Source organism: Pandoraea iniqua (assembly GCF_902459685.1).
Taxonomy (GTDB): Bacteria; Pseudomonadota; Gammaproteobacteria; order Burkholderiales; family Burkholderiaceae; genus Pandoraea; species Pandoraea iniqua.
Window position 1 is genome coordinate 35180 of record NZ_CABPSF010000011.1, and the last position, 18937, is coordinate 54116.

14 protein-coding genes are annotated in these 18937 nt (G+C 64.5%); 2 read left to right on the plus strand and 12 right to left on the minus strand.

Translation table 11 applies throughout. The features are described from left to right. The first annotated feature begins 95 nt into the window (after positions 1-95). A complete protein-coding gene (locus PIN31009_RS26185; RefSeq protein ID WP_150792026.1) occupies positions 96-692 on the plus strand; it encodes a nitroreductase family protein in 597 nt (198 codons plus the stop codon). Between the two features lie 91 nt (positions 693-783). Here PIN31009_RS26185 and PIN31009_RS26190 read toward each other — a convergent pair whose 3' ends face one another. Genes PIN31009_RS26190 through PIN31009_RS26200 form a run of 3 tightly spaced genes read right to left on the minus strand, consistent with a single transcriptional unit; the run spans position 784 to position 6688 of the window. Then, positions 784-2268 carry an efflux transporter outer membrane subunit gene (locus tag PIN31009_RS26190; RefSeq protein ID WP_150792027.1) on the minus strand — a complete coding sequence of 495 codons (1485 nt, stop codon included), beginning with the start codon at positions 2266-2268 and terminating at the stop codon, positions 784-786. Next, entirely contained in the window at positions 2265-5411 is a 3147-nt protein-coding gene (locus PIN31009_RS26195; RefSeq protein ID WP_150792028.1) for a multidrug efflux RND transporter permease subunit, read from the minus strand. Before PIN31009_RS26195 ends, PIN31009_RS26190 begins: the two co-directional genes overlap by 4 nt. 2 nt (positions 5412-5413) lie before the next feature. Continuing rightward, positions 5414-6688: an efflux RND transporter periplasmic adaptor subunit gene (locus PIN31009_RS26200; RefSeq protein WP_217426848.1), complete on the minus strand. Its 1275-nt coding sequence runs from the start codon at positions 6686-6688 to the stop codon at positions 5414-5416. A 305-nt stretch (positions 6689-6993) separates the two neighbouring features. On the opposite strand from PIN31009_RS26200, the gene PIN31009_RS26205 reads away from it, so the two are divergent. Further along, positions 6994-7866, plus strand: coding sequence for a LysR family transcriptional regulator (locus PIN31009_RS26205; RefSeq protein ID WP_170936107.1), 873 nt, complete (start codon positions 6994-6996; stop codon positions 7864-7866). A gap of 59 nt (positions 7867-7925) precedes the next feature. Here the strand turns inward: PIN31009_RS26205 and PIN31009_RS26210 are convergent, their stop codons facing one another. The 9 genes from PIN31009_RS26210 to PIN31009_RS26250 all read right to left on the minus strand — a co-directional run bounded on the left by PIN31009_RS26210 (position 7926) and on the right by PIN31009_RS26250 (position 18937). Further along, a complete protein-coding gene (locus PIN31009_RS26210) occupies positions 7926-9302 on the minus strand; it encodes a histidine-type phosphatase (RefSeq protein WP_150792029.1) in 1377 nt (458 codons plus the stop codon). Positions 9303-9319: 17 nt separating this feature from the next. Continuing rightward, positions 9320-11542 carry a TonB-dependent siderophore receptor gene (locus PIN31009_RS26215; protein WP_150792030.1) on the minus strand — a complete coding sequence of 741 codons (2223 nt, stop codon included), beginning with the start codon at positions 11540-11542 and terminating at the stop codon, positions 9320-9322. Between the two features lie 214 nt (positions 11543-11756). After that, positions 11757-12173 (minus strand): ExbD/TolR family protein, encoded by a 417-nt coding sequence (locus PIN31009_RS26220; RefSeq protein WP_150792031.1) that lies wholly within the window; start codon positions 12171-12173, stop codon positions 11757-11759. Beyond that, on the minus strand, positions 12174-12956 hold the full coding sequence (locus PIN31009_RS26225) for a MotA/TolQ/ExbB proton channel family protein (protein ID WP_150792032.1): 783 nt from the start codon (positions 12954-12956) through the stop codon (positions 12174-12176). Positions 12957-12992: 36 nt separating this feature from the next. Next, entirely contained in the window at positions 12993-13718 is a 726-nt protein-coding gene (locus PIN31009_RS26230; RefSeq protein WP_150792033.1) for an energy transducer TonB, read from the minus strand. Positions 13719-14009: 291 nt separating this feature from the next. Next, positions 14010-14945 carry an inositol monophosphatase family protein gene (locus PIN31009_RS26235; RefSeq protein ID WP_217426849.1) on the minus strand — a complete coding sequence of 312 codons (936 nt, stop codon included), beginning with the start codon at positions 14943-14945 and terminating at the stop codon, positions 14010-14012. After that, positions 14942-16054, minus strand: a complete 1113-nt coding sequence (locus tag PIN31009_RS26240) for an ABC transporter ATP-binding protein (RefSeq protein WP_150792034.1) — start codon at positions 16052-16054, stop codon at positions 14942-14944. The genes PIN31009_RS26235 and PIN31009_RS26240 overlap by 4 nt, the downstream gene beginning before the upstream one ends. Next, positions 16051-17871 carry an ABC transporter permease gene (locus PIN31009_RS26245; RefSeq protein WP_174997407.1) on the minus strand — a complete coding sequence of 607 codons (1821 nt, stop codon included), beginning with the start codon at positions 17869-17871 and terminating at the stop codon, positions 16051-16053. The genes PIN31009_RS26240 and PIN31009_RS26245 overlap by 4 nt, the downstream gene beginning before the upstream one ends. Continuing rightward, positions 17855-18937, minus strand: a complete 1083-nt coding sequence (locus tag PIN31009_RS26250; protein ID WP_246185869.1) for an ABC transporter substrate-binding protein — start codon at positions 18935-18937, stop codon at positions 17855-17857. The genes PIN31009_RS26245 and PIN31009_RS26250 overlap by 17 nt, the downstream gene beginning before the upstream one ends.

The window sequence follows — 18937 nt, forward strand, 5'->3', positions numbered from 1 at the left end:
GATATTGGTTGGGATCGGCGCGCCGGCTTGGTATCCTAGCGCCCCGATAGTCCAGCTTCACCCTTCGACTTCTCTTTGCCTACGAGACTCTCCGTATGACCGACACGACGCCCCGCCAAGCCGACCATCCGATCGACCCACAATTCGTGGCCCGCTGGTCGCCGCGCGCGTTCACCGATGAAACGCTGCCGGAAGCCACCCTGAACACGTTCTTCGAAGCCGCCCGCTGGGCGCCGTCGGCCTACAACGCGCAACCGTGGCGCTTTGTGTATGCCCGTCGCGGCACGCCGCACTGGGAAAAGTTCGTCGGCTTTCTCAACGAGTTCAATCAAAGCTGGGCCAAGCATGCGGCCGCCATCGTCATCGTGATCTCGAAGTCGACGCTGACGCCCCCGGGCTCGCAGCAGGAAGTGCCGGCACCGACGCACGCGCTCGACACGGGCGCCGCGTGGGGTTACCTCGCCCTGCAAGCCTCGCTCTCGGGCTGGGCAACGCACGCCATGGCCGGTATCGAGCACGACAAGATCCGTAACGAACTCGACCTGTCGTCGAAGTACACGATTGAAGCCGCCGTCGCCATCGGCCGCCCGGGCGACCCCGCCACGCTGCCGGAAGGCCTGCGTTCGCGCGAAGTGCCGAGCCCGCGTGAGCCGCTCGCGAAGATTGCCGCCGAAGGCCGCTTCGCGTTCTAAAGCGCATCGCCTGATGGAAAAAACCCCGCCGGGTCTTTCGAACCGGCGGGGTTTTTCTTTGACAGCGACTGCCTGAGCGTCGATCAGCGGATCACGATGCCGACGGCTGCGGCTCCCAGCCACCGCCCAGTGCACGATACAACGCCACGTGATTGACGAGCACGCGCTGCTTCACGTCGATCAACTGCTGCGCCGCCTGAAACTCGCTGCGCTGCGCATCGAGCAGTTCGAGGTAGCTCGCCACGCCGTTCACATAACGGCGCTTAGCCAGCCGCAGCCGCTCGCGCTCGCCATCCGATACGCGTTTCTGCGCCTGAAACTGACGCGCCAGTTGCGTCTGTGCCGTCAGCGCATCGTCCACTTCGGAAAACGCCGTCTGGATGGTCTGCTCGTACGTGACCACGGCCATTTCCTTGCGCACTTCTGCAAGGTTCAGGCCCTGAATATTGCGGCCACCGTCGAAAATCGGCACGGTGATCTGCGGCAGGAACGACCAGACACCCGAGCCTGCACCGAACAGATCGGCAAAGCGCGTGCTGGCCGTGCCGATCTCCGTCGTGAGCTTGATCGACGGGAAGAACGCGGCGCGCGCCGCACCGATATTCGCATTGGTCGCACGCAACTGCGCTTCGGCACGGCGGATGTCCGGACGGCGCATCAGCAGCGACGACGGCAACCCTGCGGCCACCGGCACGACAAACGCGTCATCGAGCGTAGCAGCCGCTACCGGTCGCGTGCCGACGTCACCCGTGAGTACCTGCAACGCATGTACGACCTGACTGCGTTGGCGCTCCCGCTCGGCAAGGGCTGCACGCGCGACTTCGACCTGCGTCGTCTCGGTGTTCAGATCGAGATCGTCGACCAGACCTCGTTCGGCCCGCAGACGGATGACGCGAATGCCTTCTTCGCGCGCCGCCAGCACGTCGCGGGCATAAGAAATCTGTTCGCTGAGCGCCACCAGCCCGATGTACGACGTGGCGACCTCGGCGACCAGACTCACCTGCGCCGCGCGCTGCGCTTCCTCGCTGGCGAGATACTCCTGAAGCGCCGCGTCGCGCAGGCTGCGCACACGACCGAAGAAGTCGAGTTCGAACGCACTCACGCCCACCGTCGCACGCAAGTCGTTGGCGACGTAATTGCCCGTCGTGCCGCCGTTGCCGTCAGACGTCCCGGCATAACGCTGGCGGCCGAAGGCACCGCCTGCCTGCACGCTCGGCAGCAGGTTCGCGGCTTCGATGCCGTACAGCGCGCGCGCTTCCTGCACACGCAGCGAGGCCAACCGAAGGTCGCGATTCTGCACCAGTGCCTTGCGGATCAGCGCTTGCAGGCCCGGGTCGGTGAACACCTCGGCCCAATCGGCATCGGCCGTCGGGGCAGCCGTGAGTGCCGTCATCGAACTGAGCGACGCCGATGCCGGCACCGAACCGTCCGGCGAGGCCTCGTAAGTGGTCGGCATCGGTGCCGCCGGGCGCTCGTACGTCGGCGCCAGTGTGCAACCGGCTAGCAAGGCGAACAGCGCCAGACTGCCGATGCGGCCCATGGTCATCCCGCTAACGCGGGGTCGAAACTTCTTCATACATTCCCCTCGGCGGCCGGCTTGACGTCAACCGCAGCGTCCGCCTGATTCGGATTCGGCCGGCGCGCAAAGCGCCCGACCCACAGGAAAAACAACGGCACGAGGAAGATCGCCAGCACCGTGGCCGTCACGATCCCGCCCAACACCGCCACACCGATCGCACGCTGTGCGCCCGAAGCGGGCCCTGTTGCGATGGCCAGCGGCACCACGCCGAAACCGAAGGCGAGCGAGGTCATCACGATCGGGCGCAGGCGCAGACGCGCGGCTTCCACCGCCGCATCGATCCAGCTCATGCCGTGCTTGACCAGATCGTTCGCCACTTCCACGATCAGAATCGCGTTCTTCGCCGACAAACCGATGGTCGCAATCAAACCGACCTTGAAGTAGATGTCGTTCGGCATGCCAAGCAAGCTCACGGCACTCAACGCACCGATCACCCCCAGCGGCACCACCATGATCACGGCCGCCGGAATGGCCCAGCTTTCATAGAGCGCCGCGAGTGCGAGAAACACCACCAGAATCGACAAGGCGAACAGCATCGGTGCCTGCGCGCCTGAAATGCGTTCCTCGCGCGACTGGCCGCTCCACTCGTAGCCGATGCCCTTCGGCATGTCGGCCATCAACTGCTCCATGCGCGCCATGGCTTCGCCACTGCTCTTGCCCGGTGCCGATTCCCCTTGCAGCGTGAACGACGGATAGCCGTTGTAGCGCTTGAACTGCGGCGCACCGAGCTTCCACTTGAGCGACACGAAAGACGACAGCGGCACCATTTCGCCGCTGGCGTTGCGCACGCGCAGATTGCCGACGTTCTCCGGCGACACGCGCTGACGGCCGTCGGCCTGCACGATCACACGGCGGTTCTCCGCGCCGAGCATGAAGTCGCCCACGTAGTCGGAACCGAACATCGTCGCGAGCGTCGTGTTCACTTCGTCCATGCTCACCTTGAGCGCTTCCATCTTGCGACGGTCGAGCGTGACGTCGATCTGGGGCACGTCGCCCTGACCGGCGAAGATCACGTTCTTGAGCACCGGGTCTTCGACCGCCCGCTTGAGCAGTTGGTCACGCGCGGCGATGAGCGTTTCGTTGCCCACCCCGGCGCGGTCCTGCAAGCGCAGGCTGAAGCCGTTCGACGAGCCCAGCTCCGGCAGCGCCGGGCTGTTCATCGCGAGCACCATGCGGTCCGGCTGACCGCCGAATTTCGCATTCACGCGATCGACGATGGCATTCACGCCGTCGTGCTTCGATGTGCGCTCGTGCCAGTCTTTCAGCGTCACGAACAACATGCCGCCGCCCGGACCCGCACCGAACTCGTTCCAGCCGCCCAGCACGAAGACGTGTTTGACCGGCTCGTCCTTCATCAGATAGCTCTCGATACGCGTGAGCGCCGTCATCGCTTCGGGCAGCGTGGCGCCTTGCGGCTCCGAGGCCATGACCATGAAGCTGCCGGTGTCTTCCTCCGGAATGAAGGCCGACGGCAGGCGCATGAATGCCAGCGGCACCGCGATCAACACCACCGCGTAGACCACGATGGCGCGCCACGGACGACGCAGCGTATTGCCGACCGTGCGCGTGTAGCGCTCGGTGCCCAATGCAAACGTGCGGTTGAACCAGCCGAAGAAACCTCGTTTCTCGTGATGATCGGCCGAGATCGGGCGCAACAACGTGGCGCACAACGCGGGCGTCAACGAGAGGGCGAGGAACGCCGAGAAGGTGATCGACACCGCGAGCGTGACCGCGAACTGGCGGTAGATATTGCCCACCGCGCCCGAGAAGAACGCCATCGGCACGAACACCGTCACCAGCACGACCGTAATGCCCACGATGGCGCCGCTGATCTGCCGCATGGCCTTGACCGTGGCGGCATAGGGCGGCAGCCCTTCTTCGACCATGATCCGCTCGGTGTTCTCGACCACGACGATGGCGTCGTCGACCAGAATACCGATGGCCAACACCATGCCGAACATCGTGAGCGTATTGATCGAGTAGCCCAGCCCCAGCAGCACGCCACAGGTGCCAAGCAACGCGACCGGCACGACAAGCGTCGGGATCAGCGTGGCCCGCAGGTTCTGCATGAACAGATACATCACGAGGAACACGAGCACCACGGCTTCGAGCAAGGTCTTGAAGACCTTCTGGATCGACACCTTCACGAACGACGCGGTTTCGTACGGGATCTGATACGACACCCCGGCCGGGAACAGGCTCGCCTGCTCGTCCATGACGGCACGCACGGCCTTCATCACTTCGATGGCATTCGACCCAGCCGCGAGCTTGATGCCCATGGCCGTGGCCGGCAGACCGTCGACGCGCGACGAGTAGTTGTAATCCGACGCGCCCAACTCCACCCGCGCCACATCGCCCAGCCGGATCGCCGAACCGTCGGCGCGCACGCGCAACGGAATATTGGCGAACTCCTCCGGTGTCGACAGCGCGCTGTCGGAGACGATGTTGGCGTTGATCGGCGCTGCCGTGGGCGTTGCCCCGGCACCGAGATCGCCGATGGTCACGCGTGCGTTGTAAGCACGCACACGCGAGACGATGTCGGAGGCGGTGAGATCGAGTGCCACCAGTTTGGAAGGATCGGGCCAGATGCGAATGGCCTTCTCCGTGCCCCAGAACTGCACCTGCCCGACACCGGGCACGCGCTTGAGCTGGTTCATGACCTGCGCCGCGGCGATTTCGCCGAGGTCGAACTCATCGACCGACGGATTGCTCGACGAGAGCGTGACCACCATCTGCACGTTATCGGCCGCGCGCTCGACTTTTACGCCGTAGCGACGCACGACTTCGGGCAGACGCGATTCGATGGTCTTCAGCCGGTTCTGCACTTCGACGGCGGCCAGATCGAGACTGGTGCCCTGTCGAAACGTCAGACTGATCGACGATTCGCCGTTGCCGCTCGATGCCGACATGTACATCAGTCCCGGCGCGCCGTTCATCTGGCGCTCGATCACGGCAGTCACCGAATCTTCGACCACTTTGGCCGACGCGCCCGGATAGCTGCTCCAGATGCTGACCACAGGCGGCGCGATGTCGGGGTACTGCGCCACCGGCAGCGACCGGATCGACAACAGACCGACCAGCGTGATGATTAACGCGATCACCCAAGCGAATACCGGGCGATCGATAAAGAAACGAGCCATTGTTAGAGCGTCTCCGCTTTGGAGGCCGGTCCGGCACGCGCCGGATCGGATTCAAGTTTGGCTTGGGCTTCGGAGGTATCGGGCGTAGCCGCCGCAGCAGCGCTGGCAGGCTTGGCGGCAACCTTCGGCTCGCCGTCTGCCTTCACCTTGACCTGCATGCCCTCGGCGAACTGCGCCACGTTGTGCACGATCACCTGCTCGCCGCCCTTGAGGCCGTCGGTCACGAGCCAGTCGCGGCCCTCGATGGCTTCGGCGCGCACCTTGGTGTCGTGCACCTTGCCTTGCGCATCGACCACGCGGACAACCGCACCATTTCCCGTACGAAGCAGCGACTCGCGCGGTACCCGCACGATGTTCGGATTGACCGCCCCCTGCATGCGCACCTGTACGAAAGCGCCGGGCAGCAGCACGCCGTCAGGGTTCGGCAGCAGTGCGCGCATGGCGATGGTGTCGGTGCCCGGATCGACTGCGAGATCGGTAAAGAGCAGCTTGCCCGGCAGGTCGTATTCGCGGCCGTCGGGCAGCGTGACATGCACCTTCGGCGCGGCCGCTTCGTTGCCGTTCTGCAACTTGCCGGCGCGCAGATCGCGCGTCATGGCGTACACCTCGGCGGCCGGTTGCGAGAAGTTCACGTAGATCGGATCGATCTGCTCGACGCGCGTGAGCAACGTCGGCGAATCGAGACCGACCAACGCGCCTTCCGTGACCTCGGCACGACGCACGCGGCCCGCGATGGGCGAGACGACGCTCGTATAGCCAAGATTCAACTCGGCACGACGGACTTCGGCGCGTGCGGCGAGCACGTCGGCACGCGTGCGGGCTTCTGCAGCACGTGATTCGGCGTCTTCGCGGGCGCTGATGGCGCGCTCTTCGAGCAGGCCGCGGTAACGCTCGATCTTGTCCTTGGCGGAGTCATGTTCGGCCTGTGCCTTGGCGAGCGCGCCGCGTGCGGCATCGAGCGCTGCCGAGAGCGGCTGCGGGTCGATGCGGAACAGCACGTCGCCACGCGCGACCTTCTGGCCTTCCTGATAACGACGCTCGATGACAACACCGCCAGCGCGCGCACGCACGTCGGCACTGCGGTAAGCCTCAAGGCGTCCCGGCTGCTGGGTCGTGAGTGGCTCGGCGCGACGTTCGACCGTGCGCACGACGGCTTCCGGCGTGGCGTCGGCTTTGTCTTCTTTGCCGCGATCCGTGCAGGCAGCGAGCAGGAGCAGGCCCGCGAGCGCGCCCGTTAGCATTCCGAAGCGGGTTCGGTATTCGATTTTCGATGACATGTAGAAACGTTGGATATACGACATCCGGTCGGGGGGGTGTCGACACGGCGTTGGGAGCGCTGCGTCGACCCGGTGGCAGGGCCGGCGATGGGGAACCGGGCATCTGCGTCTCTTTCATGGGTCGCCGTGGGTGGCAGGTGCGCGTTGCGCGAAAGGGTCTGAACCTGAGACCACCGGACCGGAGATCCGGTCGTCTGCCGCCTCGCCTGTTTCGGCGTTTCAATTCGGCGTTTCACTAGGAGAACCGCGATTCTGACCTGAAAACGATGTTAGAAAAAGTTGGAACCTATCTATAGAATGGATGGATGAACTGGACAATTGAACAATTGCGCTATTTTGTGGCGGCAGCCGAAGAGGGTTCGATATCGGCTGCCGCGCGTCGTCTGGGCAAGGCCCAGTCTGCGGTCAGCACGGCCATTGCCTTGCTCGAGGCCGATCTGGGGTTCGAACTGTTCGACCGCAGCCGCCGCAACGCCCGGCTGACCGATCAGGGCGACGTCATGTTGCTCGAAGCCAAAGAGTTGTTGCGTCAGGCCGAGGGGCTGAATCACCGGGCGAATGCGCTGGCGTATGGCGAGCAGCCGCAGCTCTCGCTCGCCATCGACGAAGCGTTGCCCTATCAGGCCGTGAGCGAGCTGGTTCGCGATCTCGCGCACCAATTCGCTTATCTGGAACTGACGCTGCTTAACGGCACGTCGACGGAAGTGGCGGAGTACGTGGAGAAGCAGCGCGCGGATATCGGCTTTCACGTCGACCGTGGCGCGATTTCGTCGGCGCTCGGGCACAAGTACGTGGGCTCCGCCGTGCAGGGCGTATTTGTGGCGGGCGACCACCCGCTGGCCTTCCGCGATCATGTGACGCGCGGCGATCTGGCGAAATACCGGCAGATTCTGTTGCAGATGGGCGACTTCACGCCGTTGCAGTTGAGCCCGTCGATCTGGCGGGCGGATAGCTCGTACGTGATCGCCAGCATGGTGGTCGACAAGCTCGGCTGGGCCGTGCTGCCCATCGACATTGCCCAGTACGAAGACCTGCACGAATTGCGCTGCGACGACTTGGGATTGCCGCAGCTGCCCGTGCGTATGCTGTGGCGTTTTGGGAGAGAACCCAACGACGTGATGCGCTGGTGCGAAGGCCGATTTGGGGAATTACTGCGCGGCAGCGCCGCCACACCATAAAAACAATGGGCGGCGCACAAAGCGCCGCCCATTGCATTGAGGCTTACAAATTTACCCGCTCACTTCGTCCCGACGTAAGCTTCCGGCGCGATAGCCTCCCGATCGATGACGCCAGCAGTCAGCGATTCGAACTGCGCCAACGTCAGCCACTCGGTGCCGGTGGACTTCGGTCGATAGACGGCCCGCAAGGGCGGATGCGCCTCGTCAAGCGGCACGAGATTGCGCGTCTGGTCGAGGCTCTGCGCCACGTACGACACGCGCACGAAACGCTTGCCGTCGCGCTGACGCACGAATCGCTCGAACATCAGCATGCCGCCCGGCACCACATCGTTCTCGCGATACGCCCCCAGCTTCCAGTCGAAACCGAGCATCGCGCGCACTTGCGAGATGTTGGTGTCGTGCGCCACGAACAGCGTCAGGCGCGCGGGCGGCGGCCCGCCCTTCACCGGCTTGGCCTTCGCCACACCCGGGCCCGATTCGATCGCGATGGCCACCTGACTCAGCAACTGCGAGGCACCGCGTCGCGCCAGATAAGGCGTGTGGTTGACGAGGTCGTACTTGGCGCTGCGCAGGCCCATCAGACGGATGACATCGTCTTCGCCCTTCACATGCCCGAAGGCGATGCGCTCGAGCGGCCAGCCATCCGCGTATTGCATGCGAATGGTCTCGCTCATGCTCGCACCGACCGACACCGGCCCGGTCAGTCCGATCTTGCCGCTGTCCTTCACGCCCCACGCCTTCGCATACAGACCGCAGGTATCCGCACCCCGTTTCGCGGCGCAGTCCGCCGGTACACCGACCGCCGCGACCATCGCTGCGACATCCGCCTCATACTGCTTGCGCGCCAGTTCGGGTGAGCCGCCCATGGCTTGCAGAATGGCCGCGTTCGCCTGCTTCGGGTCGGGCGTGCCGAGGCCGATCTCTGCGCCATGAAACAGCGTGTCCAACGCGTTGGTGGTGTGCCGCACGGGCACACCGCAACCCGGGAACATACCGTCAAGCATCGCCTTGGCCGTCGCCTGTGTGCGTGCTGACGGGCTCGTCCAGACGAACGTGTCGGCCGCGCCTGCGCACGCCTCCTTGCCCAACAGCCCGGCGCGGTTCAGCGTCTGGCGCTCCCACGCGCCAAGCAACGTCACCGCCTTGTAGCCATGTGGCGTCAGTTGCCCATCAGCGACTTCGAAGGCGGGCCACGGTTGCGCAGACGCCGCGTCCATCTTGGGCGTGTCGGTTGCAGCGCGCACGCCATGACGCATGACGATCACGGCGCGCTCCAGACGCATTCCTGACAGCGCCCATGCCTTGGCCGCCGACTCTGCGACCGGCGCACCCGCAGCATTCGCAACTGGCGACAAAAGCGCCGTCGTCAGGCCGCTGGCGATAACCACCGCCATCGCCGCCCACTTTCCGCCGCGATTCCGGCAATGTCGTTGCATGGATTTCCGTCTCCCGATCAGAAGTCGATACGCGCGTTCAGGCTGAGCGTACGCGGCGCCCCCACTTGGAGGTAGTTCTCTTGGTAATACGACCAGTAGCGGCGATCGGTCAGGTTCGTCACGTTGGCACGCAGGGTCACGAGCTTGCCATACATGCGCGTGCGGTAACCCACCCCGGCGTCGAGCAGTGCCGACGGGTTGATGTAATTCACGTTGCCCGAGTCGATCGCCATGCCACCGAGGTAGCGCACGCCAAACTGGAAGTACAGGCCCTGCACCGCCGGCACGCGCCAAGTGGCCTGAAAGGCGGCCTGCCAGTTCGGCGCACCGACGGCACGCTTGCCGTTCACGCCGGCGGCCGCGTTGACGTATTCCGAATTGAGCCCCATCACGCTGGCATCGAGCGTCAGGCTGCGCAACACGTCGACCGAGCCGCCCAGTTCAACGCCCTGATAGCGCACCTTGCCGTCCTGCACAAAGTAGTTCGCGCTGTTGACGTACTCCGCCCCGCGCTCCACGCGGAACAGGGCCGCCGTTGCGCGCCAGCGCCCCTGATCCGTCTTCACGCCCACTTCGTACTGATGGCTCTTGATCGGGGCCATCTGCTGGTTGGCGTTCTTCGTCGTGCTGTCGGCCGTGCCGCCCTGCTCCAGCGATTCGACATAGCTGGTGTAGAACGTGAGATCGCTGCGCGGCGAGTACATCAACGCCACCGTCGGCGTGACCGGCGAGGCGTGGTACGTGGTAGCCGCCGCCGTTGCCGACGCATGCGCGATTTCGTCGTACGTCTGGTAACGCACACCGGCGAGCAGCGACCACGAACCGTACGAGATACGGTCGCTTGCGAAGATCGCGCGTTGCGTCAGCTTGTCGTCACCGTACGTGCCGCCGCTGAAATTCACGTTGTTGGCCGAGTAGATCGTCGGCGAGTACAGGTTGCCGTTGCCGACCACCACCTTCGGCGTGTTGACCGATTTGTTCGACAGCAGCACCAGATTGCTCGCCCCGACGACGATTTCGTGCGTGAGCGGCCCGGTCTTGAACTTGCCTTCGACCGTCGCCTGCACTTCGTCGAACTCGTAGCTGTGGTACTCGGCGCTGATGCGGTCCGAGTAGTCGCCCTTGTTGCTCGATAGGTAGTACTGGTCCTTCTTGTACTGACGCACCGAATCCGAATAACGATAGGCCACCTTGGCGACCCATTCCGGCGCGATCTTGTACTGCACGCCGAGCGTGGCCATCTTGTAGGTCACGTCGGTGTAGGAGCCGTTGCTGTACAGCTTCGAGCGGCCCGAAATCGGATCGGGCACCGAGTACTTCGGGCTGGTGATGATGTCGACACCGCCCGACGTGCGGCGCTCTTGCCACATCGTGTCGAGCGTGACGGTCAGGTCATTGGTCAGGCGCGCGTCGAGGCCAAGGCCCACCGACGTGCGATTGATCTTGGCGCTGTCGGCGGCGGCGTTGCCTTCCTCGTGCACCGCGTTGAAGCGGAACCCGAAGCGGTCGTCCTTGCCGAAGCGCCCGCCCGTATCGAGGTGCTCCTTCCACACGCCGTCTTCCGACCAGCTCTGGTCATAACTCAACGTGAATTGCTCGGTCGCCCGCTTGGTCACGTAGTTGACGATACCGCCGGGGCTGCCGAAGCCGTACATGAAACCGGTCAGGCCCTTGAGCACTTCGATGCGGTCGAACATTTCCAGCGGCATTTCCACGCCACGGTTCACGCTCGCCAGACCGTCGATCTTGTAGCCGTTAAGGTCGTCGAGCGGCAGGCCACGCACGGCGAGCGTGGCTGGGTGCGTGCTGTAGCTCGTGCTGATCGAGGTGACCGATGCGTCGTACTTGACCGCTTCCGAGAGGATGTTGGCCTGACGGTCTTCGATCTCTTCGCCGGACACCGATTTGATCGAGAACGGCGTTTCGATTTCCGGGTGATTGCCGAGTGCACCGGCGCTGGCGCTGCGCTTGAGGCTCGTGGGCGACGTGATCTGCGCGGCGGAGACATTCACTTCCGGCAGCGTGGCTTCGCTACCAGCCGCTGCCACTACGGTTGTGGCAGCGGCGTCTGCCTTTGCCTGCGCTTGGGCGGCGAGCGGCAACAAGCCAGCCAGACAGAGTCCGGCCGCGACGAGGCGCGCATACAGCGCCGAAGTATGGGGAGACACGCGTGAAGCGGAAAACGCGGTCGCGGGTGCAGTCTTGCGATGCGTCAGGCGTTGCGATAGATCGTGGCGCATGGTGATCGAAGTGGTGTGCGAAGGGTTGTGGTTATCTGGCAACCGGCTACGTTGGTGTTGCTGTTAGCACCGGTGCGGGCGCGCAAACGCCCCCACCGGTGCCGCAGCAGCGGCCGGTGTGCCTTATCGAAATAGGTGGAAATGGGTGGAACTCGGTGAATCTTTGCGAAGCCGCGCACGAAGGCGCGAGATCTGGATTCCGGCCGTTGGGCCTTCAGCGTTTCGCCGCCTCGCTGACGAAACCGATCTTGGCGAGGCCGCCGGACTGCGCCGCCGACATCACCTGCATGACGTCCTCGTAAGCCGTCTTGCGGTCGGCGCGCAGATGCAGTTCGGGTTGCGGCTGCGCACGGGCGGCATCGGCAATCAAGGCACGCATGCCGTCGAGATCGACGACACGGTCGTTCCAGTGAATGACGCCCGTCGCATCGATCGCCACGTCGATCGTTTCCGGTTTGACTTCGGCGGGTGCCGACGCCGCGCGCGGCAGATCGATCTTCACGGCGTGTTGCAGGGCAGGCATCGTGATGATGAAGATCACGAGCAGCACCAGCATCACGTCCACCAGCGGCGTAGTGTTGATCTCAGGGTTGAAGTCGTCGTCGACGTCGTTATGCACGGCACCGGCCATTTACGCGGCCTCCGGCATGGCTTCGCGACGGCGCGATTCCTTGGCCGTTGCGAGTGCCTTCACATCGGCGTCGGCACCGCCGTCGAGACGTTCACCGCCCTCCGGCAAACGCTGTCCGACGACGATCATGTCGTGCAGTTCGTAGATGAAGGCGGACAACGCGGCCACCGACGTCTTGTTGGCGCGCAGCAAGGCGTTGTAAGCCAGCGATGCGGGAATGGCGACGGCCAGACCGAGCGCGGTCATCACGAGCGTTTCGCCGACCGGGCCGGCCACTTCACCGATGCTGGCCTGCCCCGACGCGCCGATGGTCATGAGCGCGTGATAAATCCCCCACACGGTACCGAACAGACCGATGAACGGCGCGCTGGAACCGACCGTAGCCAGCACCGGCATACCGCTTTGCATGCGCACCTGACGGCGGGCAATACGCTCGCGCAGGGCACGAGTGAGCCAGTCGGACAACACAGGCGGCGTGCGTCCGGCGGCGGTGGCCTGATGGTGTTGCAGCGTGGCGTCCAGACTCGTATGCGCCAGTTCGACGAACGGGTTACCGCGCGCATCGCCGTCGAGCGTGGCGACACCGTCGCGCAGCGAGCCCGCCTTCCAGAACGCGCCGGTCGCCTGATCGGCCATGCGGCGCAGGCGCCAGTTGGCGAACGCCTTCGTCACGATGACGTACCACGACGCGACCGACATCACGAACAACAGCAGGGCGACGCCCTTGATCACGCCGTCGGCTTGCGCCCACAGTGTTTCGAATCCGAATTGAGGAGTTGCCATAAAAGCCTCGGTAAAAAATTGGCGGGTCAGGTGGGATCAGGTGTCGAGCGAAAAACGCAGCGGCACGATCACATAGACGGCTTGCGGCTTGCCGTCCTCGGTATAGGGTTTGAACACGGCGTGCTGCACGGCGCGAATGCCGGCCGCATCGAGTGCGGCAGAGCCGGACGACTGGCGCACCGTGATTTCACGCGGCAGTCCGTCGGCACCGACGAGTACGCGCACCGTCACGACGCCCTCCTCGCCCATGCGACGCGACGACTCCGGATAGGTGAGCACCGGGGCTCGCAGATACTGCACGCCGTGCGTGATGGTGTGCGGCGTCGCAGGAACCACGGGTGACGGCGTTGCTGCCGGTGCGGCTGCGGCGCTCGGCGCGGCCGTGGCCGGGGCTGCCGGTGTCGGGTCAGTCGCCGGAGTACTTGGCGCGGGTTCGCTTTTCGGCGACGGGGCGACCGGGCGCGGTGTTGCCTTCGGCGTGACTTGTGGCTTCGGTTGCGGCTTCTGGGGTTGCGGCTGCGGCTGCGATTGCGATTGCGTGACGGCAGGCGCCGGCGTGTCTTGGACGAGCGTGGCGTAGATGGGCGCAGGCGGCGTGATCACCGTCGGTTCGCTATGCCATTGCAGTGCGAGAACGAGTGCCACGACGTGCAATGCGATCACGCCAACCAATCGCAGCGCTTGCGAAGCACGCGGCGCTACCAACCAACTGGGCAGCGCCGGAACTTGCAGCAGCGGCATTGCGCCATTCGCTCCAGACATCGAACTCTCCTTGTGCGTCTTGGCAGACGCAGGTCATCAACGGCACCGAATCTCCTTCCGTGTTTTTGCAAATCATTTGCACACGTGTGCAAAACGACGCAGAAGAAATGCGATTCGGACAACGAGACGAAGTGTAGAAATTCAGTGTGACCTCACCGTGACATGGCTGGCCGTGGTTAGTGAATTTTTCGTGTCGTCCGGACATCGTTCGCATGGGGTCTGTCGTCGTCTTGCTCACGCGGGAAATTGCAATCGAATGCAATCGCGGTGAAATCAATGCCGTGAAAACGATTAATCAGGAGATGCCGAATGGCGCTGCGTCGATGCATTCACCACATCGTCCAGCGTGTTGTATAGCGTCTTACTGGAAGCGAGAATCGGGTTGCCGCGCGTGAGTCCATCGTCGGCGAGAAAGTCGCTGACCTGCCCGCCGGCTTCCTGCACGAGCACGATACCGGCCAGACAATCCCATGCATGAATATGCGGCTCGTAGTAGCCGATGAGCCGTCCCGCTGCGGTGTACGCCATCATCAGCGCGCCCGAGCCGATGCGCACGAACATGCCGCCACGTGCAAGCCAGCCGTCGAGAAACGCCAGAAAGTCAGTTCGGTCTACGCGATGCGATACGCCGACACCCAGCACGCCTCGTGTCGGCGCAGTCACATCGGCGACGTGCAACGGTGTGCTGACGCGAAGCACATCAGGCTCACCGCCATTGGGCAAGCGCGGCGTTGAGGTGCTAGCCATCACCGCGTTATCGACAAAAGCGCCGCGCGCCGTTGCGCCGTGAAACAGTTCGTCGGCGTTCGGATCGTAGATCGCGCCGATGGCCGGCACGCCATCGACGATGACGGCGATGGAGACACACCACGCGTGCATGCCGTGCAGAAAACAAGCGGTGCCGTCGATCGGATCGACCACCCACGTGACACGTGACGGCGCGGGCATGTTGCCTGCGGCTGCGCTTTCTTCGCCGAGGAAGGCGTCCGTCGGAAACGCGGCGGCTACGCGCTCACGCACCAGTTGCTCGATAGCGCGATCGGCCACGCTCACGACATCCTGCACGCCCTTGTATTCCACCGTCAGGGCGTCGCGCGTGCGAAACATGGCGAGTGCGCGCAGTCCGGCTTCACGGGCGATGACTTGGGCGAGTTGATAGCGCGCATCGAGGGTGTCGTTGTTGCCGATGTTTTCCGACGATGCCATTTGACGTTCGGTGCCGGTCATTGGGCGACTCCTACGATAGCGGCGCCGCGCGCATGCAAGCCAACGGCGACGCGCGTGCCGACGGGGAACGGGGGTTCGAATTGATGTGACAAGACTACGAGGTCTCCTGCGGAGGTTTGAACGAAGTACTGCGTGGCGCGCCCCAGATAGGTGGCGCGCCGGATTTCACCGATGGGACCGTGCAGCGCGTCGGCACGGTCTTCGGTATGGGGGACGGCCTGCAACGTCAACGCTTCCGGCCGGATGGCGACGCGAGCGTTAATCAACGCCGGTCCGTCATAGGGCAGCGTCAGCGGCAGGCCATGGAAATCGCATTGCGCGTGGCCATCGCGCTGTTCGGTGACGGGCAGATCGATCAGGTTGGCGTTGCTGATGAATGTCGCGACGAATGCGTCGGCAGGCTGCTCGACAAGCGTGCGCGGCGCATCTTGCTGGGCAATTCGTCCGTCGTGCATGACGACGACCTGATCGCTGATGGCAAGGGCTTCTTCCTGATCGTGCGTGACGTAGACGACCGTCAAGCCGAGTTGTGTCTGAAGATCGCGAATGTCTTCTCGTACTCGCACGCGCAGACGCGCATCGAGATTCGACAGCGGTTCGTCGAACAGCATCACTTCCGGTTCGAGCACCAGCGCGCGTGCGACGGCTACACGTTGTTGCTGTCCACCCGACAGTTCGGACGGCATGCGTTGCGCCATGGAAGCGAGGCCGACACGCGTCAACGACTCGAAGACGCGTTCGCGCAGTTCCTGCTGGGGCACGCGCGTGACCGTGAGGCCATAGGCCACGTTCTCGAACACGCTCATGTGCGGGAACAGCGCGTACGACTGGAACACCATGCTCACGTCACGATCGCGCGCGCCAAGGCGAGTCACGTCGCGGCCGCCGAGCGTAATGCGTCCCGCGTCGGGTAACTCAAGCCCTGCGATCAGGCGCAGCGTTGTCGTCTTGCCGCAGCCGCTCGGTCCTAGCAGCGTCGTCAGCGTGCCCGGCGCCACGGTGAAAGACAGATCGGGAATGGCGACATGTGTGCCCCATCCTTTACGGACGTTTTCAAAGGCAAGCGCGCCGCGCGACGTGGACGTGGATGCGGATTGGTTTGCTTTCATGCGAGTGATTTCCGGCCAATGCGTGGCGTGTTGCCAAGACCCTCTGGCGTCGATTCAACCGCCAATGCCATTGATCGTGTGCGTTTGGTTTCGCTAACGCGCAGCGTGGTTTCCAACGAGACGACGATGATGAACAAGGAGACAACCAGCACACCGGCATACGCCAGCGCCGGGCCGTAGCTGCCATTCGAGATGAGACCGATCAGGTAAGTCGTCGCGAGATCATGGTCGGCGCTCACGAGGAACACGACGGCACTCACCGCCGTCGCAGCGCGCACGAAACCGTAGATCAGCGCCGCCGCACAAGCGGGGCGCAGCAGCGGCAGCAGCACACGGCGCAGTGTCGTCCAGCTACCGGCGCGCAATGTGGCCGATGCTTCATCCAGACTCGGATCGATCTGTGCCAGCGCGCCGACGGTCGTGCGCAAGCCCATCGGCATGTTCCGGAACAGGAATGACAGCACGAGGATCGCGCCGGTGCCGGTGAGCGCCAGCGGTGCGGCGTTGAACGTCTGCGCGTAGGCAAGCCCGATCACAGTGCCCGGAATCGCGAACGCGGCGACGAGCGCGCCCTCAAGCCAGCGGCGGCCGGCAAATTGACGACGTGCGATCAGCCAGCCACCGAACACGGCGGCGACGGCGGTCAGCGGTGCGGCAATCGCCGACAGGCGCAGGGTTTCCAGTGCGGACGGCCATGCCTGCCCGGTGAGTGATATCGAGCCGTCTTCCATGGCGACGCCGAATACATCTGTCAAGTGAGCCAGCGTCCAATGAAAATCGACGCCCCACAGCGTGACGAAGCCGCCGGCCAGCAACGTGCCGTAGGCGGCCAGCGTCAGCAGGCACCAAGGGGTGACGAGCGCCGACAGTGACCACGAGAGCCGCGCGTCGAGCGGTGCAGCGCGCCCGCCGCCGCCCTTGCCGTTCACGGCGACATAGCTGCGCTCGCCGAGCCACCGTCGTTGCAGGGCGAACGCCCCCAACGCCATCAGCAGCAGCCAGACGGCGAGCGCGGCGGCGCGGCCGGGATCTTGTTCGGCACCGACGACTGCGAAGTACAGATCGGACGACAGCACGCGGAAGTTGCCACCCAGCACCAGCGGATTACCGAAGTCGGCGAGGCTTTCGATGAAGCACAGCAGCAGCGCGTTGGCGAGGCCGGGACGCATCATCGGCCACGTCACGGTGCGGAAGGTCTGCCAATGCGTTGCCCTTAGGGTCGCGGCGGCCTCTTCCAGCACAGCAGGCAAGCGCTGCACGACACCCAGCACCGTGAGGAATGCGACCGGCGTGAAGGCCAGACACTGCGCCAGCCAGAGGCCCAGCGGACCATACAACCAGCGTCCGGGCGTTACACCGAGCCAATCGGCCACAGCCTGTGTGATCGCGCCGTTTCTGCCGAGCAGCAGAATCAGTGCGAGACCTACGGCAAACGGCGGCGTGATGGCAGGCAACATCGCAACGCCACGCAACAACGCCGCGCCGGTGCGCGAGCGCGTCAGTGCGCTACGTGTGGCGAGCAACGCCAGTGCGGCGCCAAGGATCGTTGATGTCGCGGCGGAGGCGATGCCCAGCGCAATGCTGTGCCAGCCACTGCCGCATGCCCCGGCGCCGCGCACGCAGCCCAGCCGCCACACGTCGGGCGCCAGCGTGGCCCACGCGGCGGGCAGATCGCCCCCGGCGTTACGCCATGCCGGCACCAGCGAAAAGAAGCTGTTCGCGAGCGGCCACGCCACGAAAACGCCCAGCGCCAGTACCGTGGCAATGAGCACGCCGCGCGTAAAGCCGTCGTGCGGCAGCTTAGCGAGCGTGGGCATAGATTTCTGTGTTCCAGCGCTGCAACAGACGCTTGCGCGTCGCCGGGTCGCCAAATCGCGCGGCATCGTAGTCGATCAACTTGATGCTGGACGGCTGCGGGGCCAGTTTCGGCACGGCGGCATCGCGGTTCGACGGCATTTGGTAAGCGTGCGCCTGCTCTGCCAGCGCCTGAACATCGGCACGCAGCGCGAACTCGTAGAACTGCTTGGCCAGCACCGGGTGCGCTGCACCGGCGATCAGGCTCATGCCACCGATTTCGAAACCGGTGCCTTCGCACGGCGCGACGGTATCGATGTCGAAGCCAGCCACGCGTTGCTTTACGAGGTCGTGCAGGAATTCGATAGCGATGCTGGCTTCGCCGCGCGACGCCGCTTCGCCCGGCGCGACGCCGGTTGCCGTGTACTGGCTGACGTTGGTGTTGAGCGCGCGAAGGTAGCGGAACGCTTCGTCTTCGCCCATCAGTTGCACGAGCGTGGCGAGCGCCACGTAGGCTGTGCCGGAAGCGTTCGGATTCGCGATCTGGATCTCGCCCTTCCACGCAGGCGAGAGAAGATCGCGCCAGCATTTCGGCGGTTCAAGACGGCGCTTGCGCAGCTCTGCGGCGTTGTAGCCGATGCCGAGCAGCCCCTGATAAACACCGACGGTGCGGTCGCGGCCGGTCTGTGCGAAACGCTGCGCCCACGGCTGCAACTGTGCCAATGCCGGGGAGCGGTAGGCCTGCGTCAGCCCCTCGAATGCGGCTTGCAGATGCGAGTCGCCGGAGCCCGCCCACCATATGTCGAACTGCGGGCGCGCGCGCTGAGCGGTCAGCAACGCGAGCGCTTCGCCGGCGCTCTTGCGGATCATGGCGACGCCGACGCCGGTCTCCTTCTCGAAGCGCTTCTTCATCAACTGACACCATTCGAGATCTGCCGAGCAAAGCAGGCTCAGGCGATCGGCGGCGTGGGCCGTCGATGGCGGGAGCATCGCGGCGACGCCGACGACGCTCAGCACGGCAGCCACCGACCCGCGAGCGGCGCGCAGCAGACGCGATGTCAGGCCGATGCGTACGCGGTGTTTTTTCAC

Excerpts from the sequence above, each read along its gene's own strand:
- PIN31009_RS26185 (WP_150792026.1), top strand. The coding sequence starts at position 96 with ATGACCGACACGACGCCCCGCCAAGCCGACCATCCGATCGACCCACAA.
- PIN31009_RS26190 (WP_150792027.1), bottom strand. The coding sequence starts at position 2,268 with ATGAAGAAGTTTCGACCCCGCGTTAGCGGGATGACCATGGGCCGCATC.
- PIN31009_RS26195 (WP_150792028.1), bottom strand. The coding sequence starts at position 5,411 with ATGGCTCGTTTCTTTATCGATCGCCCGGTATTCGCTTGGGTGATCGCG.
- PIN31009_RS26200 (WP_217426848.1), bottom strand. The coding sequence starts at position 6,688 with ATGTCATCGAAAATCGAATACCGAACCCGCTTCGGAATGCTAACGGGC.
- PIN31009_RS26205 (WP_170936107.1), top strand. The coding sequence starts at position 6,994 with ATGAACTGGACAATTGAACAATTGCGCTATTTTGTGGCGGCAGCCGAA.
- PIN31009_RS26210 (WP_150792029.1), bottom strand. The coding sequence starts at position 9,302 with ATGCAACGACATTGCCGGAATCGCGGCGGAAAGTGGGCGGCGATGGCG.
- PIN31009_RS26215 (WP_150792030.1), bottom strand. The coding sequence starts at position 11,542 with ATGCGCCACGATCTATCGCAACGCCTGACGCATCGCAAGACTGCACCC.
- PIN31009_RS26220 (WP_150792031.1), bottom strand. The coding sequence starts at position 12,173 with ATGGCCGGTGCCGTGCATAACGACGTCGACGACGACTTCAACCCTGAG.
- PIN31009_RS26225 (WP_150792032.1), bottom strand. The coding sequence starts at position 12,956 with ATGGCAACTCCTCAATTCGGATTCGAAACACTGTGGGCGCAAGCCGAC.
- PIN31009_RS26230 (WP_150792033.1), bottom strand. The coding sequence starts at position 13,718 with ATGTCTGGAGCGAATGGCGCAATGCCGCTGCTGCAAGTTCCGGCGCTG.
- PIN31009_RS26235 (WP_217426849.1), bottom strand. The coding sequence starts at position 14,945 with ATGACCGGCACCGAACGTCAAATGGCATCGTCGGAAAACATCGGCAAC.
- PIN31009_RS26240 (WP_150792034.1), bottom strand. The coding sequence starts at position 16,054 with ATGAAAGCAAACCAATCCGCATCCACGTCCACGTCGCGCGGCGCGCTT.
- PIN31009_RS26245 (WP_174997407.1), bottom strand. The coding sequence starts at position 17,871 with ATGCCCACGCTCGCTAAGCTGCCGCACGACGGCTTTACGCGCGGCGTG.